Source organism: Pseudomonas lini (genome assembly GCF_030812475.1).
In the GTDB taxonomy this organism is placed as follows: Bacteria; Pseudomonadota; Gammaproteobacteria; order Pseudomonadales; family Pseudomonadaceae; genus Aquipseudomonas; species Aquipseudomonas lini_A.
The window spans coordinates 61,031-75,262 of record NZ_JAUSSR010000002.1 but is presented as its reverse complement, the minus strand read 5'-3'; the positions used below and the strand labels follow the sequence as shown (position 1 = coordinate 75,262).

The 14,232-nt window shown below is 59.9% G+C and carries 13 protein-coding genes; 6 read left to right on the top strand and 7 right to left on the bottom strand.

Going from position 1 to position 14,232, the window contains the following annotated elements; genetic code table 11:
• From J2W17_RS04215 to fdnG, 3 genes are read right to left on the bottom strand one after another with little or no spacing between them, the layout of a single operon-like run.
• Positions 1–654: a formate dehydrogenase subunit gamma gene (locus J2W17_RS04215; RefSeq protein ID WP_307329724.1), complete on the bottom strand. Its 654-nt coding sequence runs from the start codon at positions 652–654 to the stop codon at positions 1–3.
• Complete coding sequence (fdxH, locus tag J2W17_RS04210; protein WP_307329722.1) at positions 651–1,586, bottom strand: formate dehydrogenase subunit beta; 936 nt, start codon at positions 1,584–1,586, stop codon at positions 651–653. The genes J2W17_RS04215 and fdxH overlap by 4 nt, the downstream gene beginning before the upstream one ends.
• Positions 1,587–4,652: a formate dehydrogenase-N subunit alpha gene (gene fdnG, locus J2W17_RS04205; protein WP_307329719.1), complete on the bottom strand. Its 3,066-nt coding sequence runs from the start codon at positions 4,650–4,652 to the stop codon at positions 1,587–1,589.
• Positions 4,653–5,267: 615 nt separating this feature from the next.
• Here fdnG and J2W17_RS04200 point away from each other — a divergent pair.
• On the top strand, positions 5,268–6,422 hold the full coding sequence (locus J2W17_RS04200; RefSeq protein ID WP_307329716.1) for a MalY/PatB family protein: 1,155 nt from the start codon (positions 5,268–5,270) through the stop codon (positions 6,420–6,422).
• Positions 6,423–6,640: 218 nt separating this feature from the next.
• Positions 6,641–7,498 carry a glucose 1-dehydrogenase gene (locus tag J2W17_RS04195; RefSeq protein WP_307329713.1) on the top strand — a complete coding sequence of 286 codons (858 nt, stop codon included), beginning with the start codon at positions 6,641–6,643 and terminating at the stop codon, positions 7,496–7,498.
• 196 nt (positions 7,499–7,694) lie between these two features.
• On the opposite strand, the gene J2W17_RS04190 is transcribed toward J2W17_RS04195, so the two are convergent.
• Genes J2W17_RS04190 through J2W17_RS04180 form a run of 3 tightly spaced genes read right to left on the bottom strand, consistent with a single transcriptional unit; the run spans position 7,695 to position 9,181 of the window.
• Positions 7,695–8,144 carry a DUF421 domain-containing protein gene (locus J2W17_RS04190; RefSeq protein ID WP_307329709.1) on the bottom strand — a complete coding sequence of 150 codons (450 nt, stop codon included), beginning with the start codon at positions 8,142–8,144 and terminating at the stop codon, positions 7,695–7,697.
• A gap of 7 nt (positions 8,145–8,151) precedes the next feature.
• Positions 8,152–8,670 (bottom strand): hypothetical protein, encoded by a 519-nt coding sequence (locus J2W17_RS04185; protein ID WP_307329706.1) that lies wholly within the window; start codon positions 8,668–8,670, stop codon positions 8,152–8,154.
• Positions 8,660–9,181, bottom strand: a complete 522-nt coding sequence (locus J2W17_RS04180; protein ID WP_307329703.1) for a CinA family protein — start codon at positions 9,179–9,181, stop codon at positions 8,660–8,662. Before J2W17_RS04180 ends, J2W17_RS04185 begins: the two co-directional genes overlap by 11 nt.
• A gap of 162 nt (positions 9,182–9,343) precedes the next feature.
• On the opposite strand from J2W17_RS04180, the gene J2W17_RS04175 reads away from it, so the two are divergent.
• The 3 genes from J2W17_RS04175 (at position 9,344) to J2W17_RS04165 (ending at position 11,827) form a co-directional block, all read left to right on the top strand.
• Positions 9,344–9,955 carry a Yip1 family protein gene (locus tag J2W17_RS04175; RefSeq protein ID WP_307329700.1) on the top strand — a complete coding sequence of 204 codons (612 nt, stop codon included), beginning with the start codon at positions 9,344–9,346 and terminating at the stop codon, positions 9,953–9,955.
• Positions 9,956–10,001: 46 nt separating this feature from the next.
• Positions 10,002–11,345, top strand: a complete 1,344-nt coding sequence (locus tag J2W17_RS04170) for a cation:proton antiporter (protein ID WP_307329697.1) — start codon at positions 10,002–10,004, stop codon at positions 11,343–11,345.
• 185 nt (positions 11,346–11,530) lie between these two features.
• Positions 11,531–11,827: a hypothetical protein gene (locus J2W17_RS04165; RefSeq protein ID WP_307329692.1), complete on the top strand. Its 297-nt coding sequence runs from the start codon at positions 11,531–11,533 to the stop codon at positions 11,825–11,827.
• A gap of 215 nt (positions 11,828–12,042) precedes the next feature.
• On the opposite strand, the gene J2W17_RS04160 is transcribed toward J2W17_RS04165, so the two are convergent.
• On the bottom strand, positions 12,043–13,266 hold the full coding sequence (locus J2W17_RS04160) for a zinc-dependent alcohol dehydrogenase (protein ID WP_307329688.1): 1,224 nt from the start codon (positions 13,264–13,266) through the stop codon (positions 12,043–12,045).
• 340 nt (positions 13,267–13,606) lie between these two features.
• Here J2W17_RS04160 and J2W17_RS04155 point away from each other — a divergent pair, with 340 nt between their 5' ends.
• Positions 13,607–14,077 (top strand): hemerythrin domain-containing protein, encoded by a 471-nt coding sequence (locus J2W17_RS04155; RefSeq protein WP_307329684.1) that lies wholly within the window; start codon positions 13,607–13,609, stop codon positions 14,075–14,077.
• Positions 14,078–14,232 lie beyond the last annotated feature (155 nt).

The window sequence follows — 14,232 nt, the reverse complement described above, 5'->3', positions numbered from 1 at the left end:
TTATCCTTTTCTGTTGATCGGCCGCTCGGGATGTTCGTCCCGGGTCACTTCCCGGTACCAGAGTTCGTGGTGTTTTTTTGCCCAGGCGCGGCTGACCCAGCCATGCATCATGGCGCTGACCGACCCCTTGATCCAGATGCCGGCGTAAATGTGCACGATGATGCTCAGCACCAAAATCAAGCCGGCCACCGCGTGCAGCAACATCGCCCAGCGAATCGCCGTGATGCCGAAGTAAACGCTGAAATACGCGCGCCAGATCACCAGGCCACTGAACAGCAACACCAGCATGCACAGGAGCAAGGTCCAGAACAGCAGCTTCTGCCCCGGGTTGTACTTGCCGATCGCCGGCACGCCCTCCTCCTCGTTGCGGATCACCCGCCCGACACGGCGCAGCCACAGGCGGTCATTGCTGATAAAGAAATTCGCCCGAAAAAATTGAATCACCAGGCCCAGAAACAGGACGAACATCACCACGCCCATGAACGGATGCAGGATGCGCGTCCAGGGTCCGCCGCCGAACAGGTGGCTGAGCCAGAACAGCGCCGGATGAAACAACGCCAGCCCCGACAGCGCCGCCAGGAAGAAGAAGATCGCCACCAGCCAGTGATTGGTGCGCTGGTTCGCGGTATAGCGCAGGATCTGTCTGCGGATCATGGTCTGTCCTCCCCGCGCGGATCAAAGGTATGCACCGACGGATCGACCTCATGCACCGCCGGATCGACGACGCCCGGGAGCTCATCCTCCTCGACCAGCTGCGGCCCGACTCGCACGTAGTGGAAGAACCCGGCCAGCACCGCCAGGCCCATGGCCAGTAACCCCAAGGGTTTGCTCACGCCCTTCCACAGGTCCACCAGGGGACTGATGGTCGGATGATCCGGCAAGCCGGCGTAGAGCACCGGCGTGTCCGCGTGATGCAACACATACATGACATGCGTGCCGCCGACACCGGCAGGGTCGTACAGGCCGGCGTTGGCAAAACCGCGGCTCTTGAGGTCGACGACGCGCTCGGCGGCGTGTTCTTTCATGTCGTCCTTGGTACCGAACACGATCGCCCCGGTGGGACAGGTTTTCACGCAGGCCGGCTCCAGGCCCACCGCCACCCGGTCCGAGCACAGGGTGCATTTGTAGGCCTTGTGATCCTTCTGCGAGATGCGCGGAATGTTGAACGGGCAACCGGTGATGCAGTAACCGCAGCCGATGCAATGGTCCTGGTCGAAATCGACGATGCCGTTGGCGTGCTTGATGATCGCGCCCGGGCTCGGGCACGCCGCCAGGCAACCCGGTTCGGCACAGTGCATGCAGCCGTCCTTGCGAATCAGCCATTCGAGGTTGCCGGCATCGGTTTCATGCTCGGTAAAGCGCATCAAGGTCCAGGTGTCTGCACTCAGGTCATGGGGGTTATCGTAGGTGCCGAGGTTATGCCCGACTTCGTCGCGCAGCTCGTTCCATTCCGAGCAAGCGACCTGGCAGGCCTTGCAGCCGATGCACTTGGTGGTGTCGATCAGCTTGGCCACTTCGTCCTGAGTGCGCACCGAAGGCGAAACCGTGGTGGTGGCCGAACGGGCGATGATGTCTTGGCTGGCCATTTAGACTTTCTCCACGTTGACCAGGAATGACTTGGATTCCGGGGTCTGGGAATTGCCATCGCCGAGGAACGGCACCAGGGTATTGGTCAGGTAACCGTGGCGCGTCAGGCCGGTGAAGCCCCAGTGCAACGGAATCCCGATGTGGTGCACCACCTGGCCGTTGACCTGCAACGGCCGGATGCGCTTGGTCACCACCGCCACCGCTTCGATGAAGCCGCGCTTGGAGCTGACTCGCACCTTGTCGCCAGCAACGATGCCTTTGTCCTTGGCCAGCACTTCGCCGATCTCCACGAACTGCTCGGGCTGGGAGATGGCGTTGAGCTTGCAATGCTTGCTCCAGAAGTGGAAATGCTCGGTCAGCCGGTAGCTGGTGGCCGCGTAGGGATAATCCTTGGCCACGCCGAGGGTGTCCCACACCGAATCGAAGATCCGCGCCGCCGGGTTGCTGGTGGCGCCCTTGTTGTTGGGGTGCAGCGGGTTGATGCCGATGGGCGTTTCGAACGGTTCGTAGTGTTCCGGGAAGGGGCCTTCGGCCATATTGTCCCGGGTGAAAAACCGCCCGACGCCTTCGGGCGCCATGATGAACGGGTTCATTCCGGCTTCCGGTGGCGAATCGGCCTTGTAGTCCGGGATGTCGGTGCCGGTCCAGGTTTTGCCGTTCCACCATACCAGGCGCTTGTTCTCGGCCCAGGGTTTGCCCTGCGGGTCGCACGAGGCGCGGTTGTAGAGAATCCGACGGTTCGCCGGCCAGGCCCAGGCCCAGCCCTGATGCTGGTGCGTGCCGTAGGGGTCGCTGTTGTCGCGCCGGGCCATCTGGTTGCCCGCCTCGGTCCAGCTGCCGCAGAAAATCCAGCAACCGGACGCGGTGCTGCCGTCATCCTTGAGCTGGCCGAAACCGGCCAGTTGCGCGCCGGCCTTGATTGTCGCGCCGGTGGCGTCGGTGAAGTCGGCGGTGGCGCTGCCGTTGATTTCCTTGGCCAGTTCTTCCGGCGACGGTTCTTCAGGCACTTTGTAGGGCCACGACAGTTTCATCATCGGCTCGGCATAGGCACCGCCATTGGCCTGATAACGCTGGCGCAGGCGCAGGAACAATTCGCTCATGATACGGATGTCGGTCCGCGCCAATCCCGGGCCGTCGGCGCCTTTCCAGTGCCATTGCAGCCAGCGACTGCTGTTGACCAGCGAGCCGTCCTCCTCGGCGAAGCAGGTGGTGGGCAGGCGAATCACTTCGGTCTGGATGTCGGCGCTCTTCACATCGTTGTACGGCCCGACGTTTTTCCAGAACTCGGAGGTTTCGGTGGCCAGCGGATCCATGATCACCAGCCACTTCAGTCTGGCCAGTGCCGCCGTCACCCGGTTTTTATCCGGCAGCGCGGCGATCGGGTTGAAGCCCTGGCACATGTAACCGTTGACCTTGCCCTGGCCCATCATGTCGAACATTTTCAGGATGTCGTAGCTGGGGACGTCGATCTTGGGCAGGTAGTCGTAGCCCCAATGATTCTCTGACGTGGCATTGGCGCCGTACCAGGACTTCATCAGGCTGACATGAAACTTGCCGTAGTTCTGCCAGTAGGACATCTGTCCTGGACGCAACGGCTTCAGCGCCCGTTTGAAGATGTAGGTGTCGTAATCCTGCTCGCTGTCGCTGGGCAGGGTCAGGTAGCCGGTCAAGGTGTTCGACAATAGTCCGAGGTCGGTCAGGCCCTGGATGTTGGAGTGCCCGCGCAAGGCGTTGACGCCGCCGCCGGGCATGCCGACGTTGCCCAGCAGCAGTTGCACCATCGCCGCGCTGCGGATGATCTGCGAACCGATGGAATGCTGGGTCCAGCCCAGGGCATAGAGAATCGTCATGGTCTTGCCCGGTTGCGAGCAGGTGGCGATTTCTTCCCAGATCTTTTTGATCGATTCGGTCGGCATGCCGCAGATCTGGCTCACCAGTTCCAGGTTGTAACGGCTGTAGTGCTGCTTGAGCAGCTGGTAGACGCAGCGCGGGTCTTGCAGGGTCGGGTCAACCTTGGCGAAGCCGTCTTCGGCGTATTGATAGTTCCAGGTGGTCTTGTCGGTATAACGACGCTTGGCCGCGTCATAGCCGCTGAAGATCCCGTCCTCGAACGTGAAACCGGGGTCCACCAGGAACGACAGGTCGGTGTAGTTGCGCACGTACTCGTGCTGGATCTTGTCCTCGGTCAGCAGATAATTGATCAACCCGCCCATGAAGGCGATGTCGGTGCCGGTGCGAATCGGCGCGTAATAGTCGGCCACCGAAGCGGTCCGGGTAAATCGCGGGTCGATCACGATCAGCCTGGCGGCGTTGTGCGCCTTGGCTTCGGTCACCCATTTGAAGCCACACGGGTGCGCTTCTGCTGCGTTGCCGCCCATCACCAGGATCAGGTTCGCGTTAGCGATATCGGTCCAGGTATTGGTCATGGCACCACGGCCAAACGTCGGGGCAAGACTTGCCACCGTCGGGCCGTGTCAGACACGCGCCTGGTTGTCGAACCCCAGCATGCCGAGACTGCGAATGACCTTGTGGGTGATATAGCCCGCTTCGTTGGACGCCGCCGAGGCCGCCAGGAAACCGGTGGTCAGCCAGCGGTTCACTGTTTCGCCCTCTTCGTTCTTCTCGATGAAGTTGGCGTCGCGATCGGCCTTCATCAGATCGGCCACGCGATCCAGCGCTTCGTCCCAGGAGACCCGCGTCCACTCGCTGCTGCCCGGCTTGCGCACTTCGGGGTAGTGCAGGCGACCGGGGCTGTGGATGAAGTCGAGCAGGCCGGCGCCTTTGGGGCACAGGGTGCCGCGGTTGACCGGGTGGTCGGCATCGCCTTCGATGTGGATGATGTTTTGCGCGACGTTCTTGGCGGCATCGCCCTGGCTGTACATGATCAACCCGCAGCCGACCGAGCAATACGGACAGGTGTTGCGGGTTTCATGGGTGTGGGCAAGCTTGAAGTGGCGCACCTGCTCGGCGAAGGCAGTCGCGGGGGCCATGCCCAGCGCGCCGAGGCTCGAGCCCGCAAGGCCGATACCAGCGACCTTGAAGAACTGACGACGGTTGAGGTCCATCGTGCACTCCTGATCAGGTGGAGACCCGGTACTTTGCCTGATGCCGATCAGCGCTCTCTGTAGGAGCGAGCTTGCTCGCGATGGTCTCAAAGGCGACGCGCTTATTCAGACACAACGCGTTATCGTTAACGTTCATCGCGAGCAAGCTCGCTCCTACAAGGTCGGCATTCGTACTTTTGCCGGGTTTTTCTGGACGATCACGGTGCCGGCAGCGTAGCTACCGACACTGGAAACTGTAGACAATGCTGTGGTGCATTGTGTGAAAACCGACAGTCGGGCAATCCCTATCTTCCTGCCTCGCCCCCGATCTGTAGGAGCTGGCTTGCCAGCGAAGGGGCCGTCACATCCAACATCATCGTTGCCTGTGCCACCGTCTTCGCTGGCAAGCCAGCTCCTACAGGGGCTTCCCAGCGAAGAGGCCGTCACATCCAACATCATCGTTGCCTGTGCCACCGTCTTCGCTGGCAAGCCAGCTCCTACAGGGGGGTTGGCGGCGCGCCAGTCGACATTGATGCTGGCTGTGACGGCCTCTTCGCCGGCAAGCCGGTCTCGCTCCTGCAGGGGCTTGGCGCTTATCATGTCTGCCGAATTAATCCCGGCCTTTATGAGATGAGCATGACTTTCGATTTTGATCAGGTGTTCGACCGCCACGACACCGGCAGTACCAAATGGAGCCGTTACGCGGCCGATGTATTGCCGATGTGGGTTGCCGACATGGACTTCGCCGCGCCGCCGGTGATCATCCAGGCCCTGCAAAAACGTCTGGAACACCCGTTGCTCGGCTACAGCGTGGCGCAGGATGATTTGCGCAATGCCATCGTTGCCGACCTGTGGAACAAGTACACCTGGCGCGTCGAACCCCATGAGCTGATCTTCCTGCCGGGCGTGGAGTCGGGCTTCAACATGGCCCTGCACGCGCTGGTGCAGCCTCAACAGACTGTCGTGGTGCAGACCCCCAACTACCCGCCGTTGCGCCATGCGCCGGGGCATTGGGGGCTGAACAAAGTCGAACTGCGTTTCGACGCTCTGCCTGACGGTACCTATGCCACGCCACTGCATGCCTTGCGCCAGTCCCTGGAAGGCGGCGGCGCCCTGCTGTTGAGCAACCCGCATAACCCGCTGGGCAAGGTGTTCCCTCGGGAAGAACTGCAAGCGGTGGCGCAAATCTGCCTGGAACAGGATGCCTGGATCATCTCCGACGAGATCCACGCCGAGTTGTGCTTCGACGGCCGGGTGCATCTGCCGATCGCGACCCTGAGCCCGGATATCGCCAGGCGCACTATCACGCTGATGTCGGCCAGCAAGGCTTATAACATTGCCGGGCTGAAAACCTCGTTCATGATCATTCAGGACAAAGCCGTGCGCGAGCGGGTCAACCATGCGCGCTGCGGCCTGGTCGACAGCGTCAACCCGCTGGGCCTGGAAGCCACCCGCATCGCCTACAGCGAAGCTGGCCCCTGGCTGGCCGGGCTCATGGGTTATCTGCAAGCTAACCGCGATTACCTGGTCGACGCCGTTCGCACCCGATTGCCGGGCGTGACCATGAATGTGCCGCAGAGCACGTATCTGGCGTGGCTCGATTGTTCGGCGCTGGGGCTGGACAACCCGCAACAATTCTTCCTCGAGCAGGCCAGGGTCGGGCTCAGCGCCGGCCTGGACTTCGGCGATGACAGCCAACAGTTCGTGCGCCTGAACTTCGGCTGCCCGCGGGCATTGCTGGAAGAAGGCATTGCGCGGATGGAGCGCAGCCTGATCAATCGCACCCGCTAAAATCACGCAACCCCTGTAGGAGCCGGCTTGCCGGCGAAGGCGTCCTTTCAGCCAGCAATGATGTCGACTGGAAGGGCCTCTTCGCCGGCAAGCCGGCTCCTACAGGGGATTTGTGTAGTGCCAGGGTTTACCGTACAGCAATGAAATCCAACCGAACTCAAGGCAAAACACCAGGGTCAACCCTTTGACTCTTCTGCCTTGAAAACGGAGATTTCCCCATGAACGACTATCCAAAACCACCCTTCCCCAAACAAGGCCAGCCCGTCCCCGGCTCTCAAAAGAAAATGGAGCCCTACCCTGACTGCGGCGAGCAGAGCTACAAAGGCTCGGGTCGGCTGGAAGGCAAGATAGCCCTGATCACCGGAGCCGACAGCGGCATCGGACGCGCCGTCGCCATTGCCTTCGCCCGTGAAGGCGCGGATATCGTGGTGGCCTATCTCAACGAACATGAAGACGCGCAGGAAACCGCACGGTGGGTCGAGCAGGCTGGCCGTCAATGCTTGCTGCTGCCCGGCGACCTGGCGCAAAAGGCGCAATGCCAGGCTTTGGTGGACAAGACGGTCGAACGCTTCGGCCGGATCGATGTGCTGGTCAATAACGCCGCGTTCCAGATGACCCACGAAAACTTCGAAGACATCCCCGACGACGAATGGGTGATGACCTTCGATGTCAACATCACCGCCATTTTCCGTATTTGTCAGGCCGCGCTGAAGCATATGCAACCCGGCAGTTCGATCATCAACACCAGTTCGGTCAATTCGGACATGCCCAAACCGACCCTCCTGCCTTACGCCACGACCAAGGGCGCCATCGCCAACTTCACCGCCGGCCTGGCGCAGATGCTCGGCGAGAAGAATATCCGGGTGAATTGCGTGGCACCGGGACCGATCTGGACGCCGTTGATCGTCTCGACCATGCCTGATGAAGAAGTGCAGAACTTTGGTGGACAGACGCCCCTCGGACGGCCGGGCCAGCCGGTGGAGGTGGCGCCGATCTATGTGCTGTTGGCGTCGGACGAAGCCAGTTACATCACGGGTCAGCGTTATGGGATCACAGGCGGCAAGCCGATGCTTTGAACGCCCCCGGGTCAATGAATGACCCGTGGTTTTGCGTGTGCCCCCTCGTAGGCGCTGCCGCAGGCTGCGATCTTTTGATCCAGATCTTTTCAAAGACGCGTAAAGCAAGATCAAAAGATCTCAGCCTTCGGCAGCGCCTACAGGGACCGTGGCGTTTGTCCCAAGCCACCTGCCTCAGGATTCTCTGTATCGCAGGTCAAGATTGCTCCTGAGCAATCACCGAGATCTTGCCGTTGCGTTCCAGGATCGCGAACTTGATTTGATCCAGGGTTTCGATGCCCTGGCTGGAACGCGCGGCCTCCATGACATCGGCCTCGATCAATCGCGCGTGGCGCAAGCGTTTGTGCAGCAGCTTGCCATTCTCGACGATGATCGTCGGCCCACCATCGATCAGCTGCGAGACCCACTGCGAGCGCTGTTTGAGCAGCGACAGGCCAACGTCTATGGCAATCAACGTGACGATGACCAGCATCGAGTTGGTCATGGAAAAGTCATCACCCAGCAACGCCTGCTGCGTCGCCTCGCCGATGATCATCAACAGCACGAAATCGAATGTCGTCAACTCGGCCAGGGAGCGCCGGCCGGCGATCTTGAACAGCACCATCAGCGCCAGATACATCGCGGTCGCGCGCAGTACCGAGTCCATAGGTCACCTAAGGGAAAATGAATTGATCGAAGTCCACCGCGGTGGCGCCCGGCGAAGCGATACGGCTGTGAAACAGCCCCAGCCCATCTCCGCGCAAGGTCAGATGCAGGTTGGCCCGGCCTTGCGCGTCGGTCTGGACCCACAGCTTGATGCCTTGTCCGGCACTGACGGCTCGGATGGGTTCCGGCTGCAGGCTCTCGATACTGAAGCCATCGAGCATTGCTCCGGACAGTTCCAGCTCGACCATGGCATCGGGCGCACCGACCACGCTGAGCTGCATAGGGTTGATCGATCCATTGCGGTGGAACATCTCGTATTGGACCCTGACCTTGCCATCGCCGCCCTGCACATCCCGGGTGCTCAGCGGCCCACGTGAAAACAGCCCAAGCAATGCCAGCACCACCAGCAACACCAACGCGTACCAGCCCGAACGCTCGAATCGCCAGACCTTGACCTGATGCGCCATGTTTTCACGCACGGGATAGTCGCGGCTGCGGTAATCGGTATGGCCGGATTCATCGTTCATCGAGTACTCCCGGGTCGTGCTCACCGGCCAATGCCCGCTGATGGAAATGCGGCAGCAGCTTCAAGGCATGCTCGGAGGCCAACAACTGGACCTGCGAACGTGTCCCGAAGAACCGCGACTGCTGACTGAAAACCCTGCACCCCTGCGCCGTCTGGAAGGCCCAGGCAAAACAAATGGTGCCGGCCGGAATGCCATCGACGTCTTCCGGCCCAAGGATGCCAGTGGTCGCCACCGCGACATTGGCCGTGCTGTCGCGCAGAGCACCCGAAGCCATTTCCCGGGCAACTTCACAACTGGTCAGGTTGAAGGTTTCGATGGTATCGGGGCTGACATTGAGCAATCGTTGCTTGGCCTCGGGGGAATAGACCACGTACCCGCTTTCGATCAGTTCTCCACTGTGCGGCACCTCCGCCAGCAGCGTGATGATCTTGCCGGCCGTACAAGACTCTGCGGTGCTCAGCAGCAAGTCGTTTTGACGCAGATACTCGACCACCGATTGGCTGACGTTCATGGCGAATAATCCATTTTGGGAACTGCTCGGTTGACCTTGGCCACCTGCAAACATTCCCTTTATCGGCGCGCCTGCCGCTCGCACAGAAAAAATGAACCCCTGGCAAAACTTGCCCCTCAATACGTTAAGTAGCCCCTGTCACGGGCCGCTCTGGAGGTCGTCATGTCCGCACCTATCGTCAAGCTGTTCACTCAACCGAACTTCGCGTGGACGGATATCCGCAAGGAAGAGGAAGCGCATCCGCGCCATTACCTCGCCCATTTGTTGCTACTGGCCCTGATCCCCGCCGTGTGCCTGTTTATCGGGACCACGTATGTCGGCTGGAGCCTGGCCGAAAATGAAATCGTCAAGCTCAGCGCCGGCAGTGCCCTGCAACTGTGCGGGTTGCTCTACGTGACCATCGTCGCCGGCGTGGCGCTGATGGGATTGTTCATCCGCTGGATGTCGCGCGCGTTCGACTCGCGGCCGACCGTCAATCAATGCATCGGATTTGCGGCCTATACCGTGACCCCGTTTTTTCTTGCCGGTATTGCCGGGCTGTACCCGAGCCGCTGGCTGGCGATCGCAGTACTGGGCGCCGCCTCGCTCTATTCGACCTTCCTGCTGTTCGTCGGCCTGCCGACCTTCATGCACGAGCGCAAGGAACAAGGTCTGTTGAATGCGGCTTGCGTCTGGGGCGTCGGCTTGCTGGTGCTGGTCACCATCCTGGTGGAAATGATCCTGATCTGGTTCAACGTGTTGACGCCTGAATACCTGCGCGCGACTGTCGGGTGATGATGCCGGCCCTTGGGGCTCAGGCCGCCCGCTGTGAACGCCGATCATGAGTTTCATTGTCTGGGTGGCGGTATTGGGGGCCGTGCTGCTGACGCTGGCCCTGACCTCGTCGTACCTGCGCTGGATGCCGGTGACCACCTCCGCCGTGTGCCTGCTATTGGGCATGGCGATTGGTCCGGGGGGGCTCGGGCTGCTGAAACTGGATACGCCGGACGCGTCCATATGGATGGAGCACCTGACTGAAGTCGCGGTGCTGTTTTCCCTGTTCGTCTGCGGCCTGAAGTTGCGCTCGCCTCTCAAGGAAAAAAACTGGCGGATTGCAATCGGGCTGGCCGGTCCAGTGATGCTGTTGACCATTGCTGGCGTCTGTCTGTTATTGCATTACGCCTTCCAGTTGCCGTGGGGTGCGTCGGTGCTGATCGGCTCGATCCTGGCCCCCACCGACCCGGTACTTGCCTCCCTGGTGCAAGTCAACGACGCCCGCGATGACGACAGTGTGCGTTTCGGCCTGTCGGGTGAGGCCGGGCTCAATGACGGGATCGCCTTTCCCTTCGTGATTCTCGGTCTGCTGTTGGTGCAACACGACGGCAACCCTGGTTGGCTGGGCGACTGGGTGCTGCGCAGTGTGCTGTGGGCAGTACCTGCCGGCCTGCTCACCGGCTATTGGATGGGTCGCGGCATTGGCCGAGTGACCTTGTCGCTGCGGATCCGCAATGACGACAGCACCCTTTCACCAAACGATTACCTGGCCCTCGCCTTGATCGCCCTGTCGTATGTCGTGGCGGAGTCGATTCAAGGCTACGGCTTTCTGTCGGTGTTCGCGGCGGGCCTGGGTCTGCGTCAGGAAGAGGTCAAGTCCACGGGCACTGACGAGCTTCCCGCCGAGCACCTGGTTCAACCCGTGGTCGGTCATCAGAACGTCGAGCCCCAGCATGCCGTTCATGGCGACACCGCCCGCCTTGAAGACACTCAGGTTGCAGCGGGCATCATGATGAGCGACATGCTCGCCTTCGGGGGGCTGGTGGAGCGTGCCATGGAAGTCTTTTTGGTGACGCTGCTCGGCGTGGTCCTGATCGCTCATTGGGACTGGCGCGCGTTGGCCATTGCCGGCGGGTTGTTCTGCCTGATTCGACCGTTGAGCGTGGTCGCCATGCCTTGGGGCGGTTTGCTGGACAAACGCCAGCGCCTGTTGATCGGCTGGTTCGGCATACGCGGCATCGGCAGTCTGTTCTATCTGTTTTATGCCTTGAACCACGGATTGGCGCCGTCCATCGCAACGCTGTGCATCGATCTGACCTTGTCCGTGGTCGCGCTGAGCATTCTTATCCACGGAATCAGCACCCAACCCATCCTGGCTCGATATGAACGGCGGAAAAAACAGGATATTTGATTTTACCCCTGAGCTTTACCGCTGAACGCATCGAATTTTCGCCTGCATAAATTTGAAATCCTTGGGCGATCCCGCAGGTCACACACTTAATCCCGCCGTTTTTTTATACGGAAGGATGGTTCAGGTTCGGTTCCCCTGTGGCTCCAAGCCTATTAGAAGGGACCTCGAAAAATAAGGTGCTGGTCATGGTCCACTATTCAACCTGCGAAGAAATCAAAGCCTGCCGGGCGTTTGCCCTGGAACGCAATCGACAAATGTTTGACGAAGCCCAGGCGCTCAACCGCAGCGCGTTCGAGTTGCTCGATGGCAGCGAGATGGATGGGGAGCTGTTCGATCGCTATCTGGAAATACGCAGGAAGGCTAACCTGAAGTTCAAGGAAGCGATCGAACATTTGCGCGTGCTCAATACAGATTTCCCTCCGGTTTCGCCGTCTACGCAAAACGCGCAACGTCTGCATCGGGAAGCCGAGTCCAGGGTTTAACGGCAGGTGTACGCGGCCTCTTCGCGAGCAGGCTCGCTCCCACAAGGAATCGAGGCTGTAAACAATCCCGCGCCGGCAAAGATCCCTTGCAGGAGCTGGCTTGTCGGAACGCCGCACCGCAGCGAAGGCGTCCTTGAGCCATGCAGTGCCTATAAAAATGCCTTCGCTGGCAAGCCAGCTCCTACAGTTGATTCGGCGCCAGAAGTGAATGGGACCTATAACGCTGGTATCGGCGCAGTTTCCACCGTTTCGGCCAGCGGCACATCATTGGAACCGGGCGTGAGAATCACCTTGCGGCACTCCTCCTCTTTTTTGTCGAAAATCCTGTACCCCTCGGCCACCTGCTCCAAAGACATGCGATGAGTGATGATCGCCTCCGGCTGCAGGCGTCCTGTTTCAATGTGCCCGAGCAATTCCGGCAAATAGCGTTGCACATGGGTCTGGCCCATTTTGAACGTCAGGCCCTTATCGAACGCATCGCCAAACAGGAAACCGTGGATAAATCCGGAATAGACGCCTGGCACACTTACCACCCCACCCCGGCGCACGGAGGCGATGCACTGGCGTAGCGCCTTGCCGCTGCTGCCTTCGAGTTTTAGCGTGGCGAGCAGCGTTTCCGTGGTACTGCCCTTGGCTTCGAACCCGACGGCATCGATCACCGCGTCCACTCCACGGCTGCCCGCCGTCTGGCGAATGATGGTGTCCGCCGGATCGTCGTCGTCATCGAAGTTGATCGCAATCACGCCATAGGTGCGCTGGGCATATGCCAGCCGATAGTCGTGATGGTCGACCATGAAGATTTGCTCGGCACCGAACATCTTCGCGCACGCCGCACTCAACAGCCCCACCGGCCCGGCGCCATAAATTGCAATGCTGGAGCCCGGCCCGATCCCGGTGTTCAATACCGCCTGCCATGCCGTGGGCAGGATGTCCGACAGAAACAACACTTTCTCGTCCGCCAGCAGTCCGGGAATCTTGAAGGGCCCGATGTTGGCCTTGGGCACCCGGACCAGCTCGGCCTGCCCACCGGGGATGCCGCCATACAGGCGACTGAAACCGAACAAGGCGGCCGGCGGTGGAATCGCTTTTTTATTTATGATAGCGCCACGTCCGGTGTTGGTGGTTTCACAACTGGCGAACAGATCGCGCTGGCAAAAAAAGCACTCGCCACACGCAATCACGAACGGGATCACCACCCGATCACCGCGCTGCACCGCCGTCACCGCCGAACCGGTTTCTTCGACGATGCCCATGAACTCATGACCAAAAATGTCGCCGTGCTCGACGGTTGGAATCTTGCCTCGATACAGGTGCAAATCCGATCCGCAAATGGCGGTGGCCGTCACCCGTAAAATAATGTCGTCGGGGGCTTCAATAACGGGATCGGGGACCGTTTCGATTTTGACGTCATGGGCTCCGTGGTATGTCATTGCACGCATGGCTACATCCTCACTGGTCAATAAAGACATCGGTTGTCTGTATTAAGGGAGTGAGGGGCAACCGTGAGTTCAGTCGCATGGCGGGCGAATCTGATCAGTGGTCAAGGCTGAAAATCACCCTGTCACCGGGGTGAAAAGACAACGCCGCGAACTGCATGAGTCAAATTCCAGACTCATGCAGCCTGCACGACTTCAGTTTGCCATCAATGATCGCAATCTATTGATTTATAAGTATTTTGCATTAGCGAAAAACCGGCACGACAAATGCTCCTGAACCATGAGCGACCTTCGGCCTTGAGACCGTTCGCGCTCATTACCTGACTAGCAGAGAGACTCGACCATGAATGCCATAGACCTGTTGAAAGCCGACCATGAACGCGTAAAAAACATCCTGACCCAATTAAGCGAATCCACCGAACGCGGGATCAAAAAACGCGGCGAACTGCTGGCCAAGCTGGAGATGGAAATCACCATCCATACCCGTCTGGAAGAAGAGGTCTTGTACCCAGCCTACAAGAAAGCCGGGGGCAAGGAACAGGACGTGATGTATTACGAAGCCAAGGAAGAACATCGCACCGTCGATTCGCTGGTGCTGCCCGACTTGAAAGTCACCGACCCCTCTACTCCAGAGTTCGCCGGTCGTGTGAAAGTGGTCAAGGAATTGCTGGAGCACCACATCGAAGAGGAAGAAACGGAGATGTTTCCTCAGGCGAAAAAGCTGTTGGATAAAGCCACCCTCGAAGAACTGGGGGCGCAAATGGAAACCTTGAAGGCCCAATACAAGAAAGAAATGAGCAACATGGCGGCTTAAGGGTGGGTTGTGCCTCTGGCAAAGCGGGCCGACTCCTGTAGGAGCGAGCTTGCTCGCGATGGACGTCAACGATAATGCGTGCTGTCTGAATGAACGCGCTGTTTTTTAGTCCATCGCGAGCAAGCTCGCTCCTACAGGACCTTTTTGAACTGCCG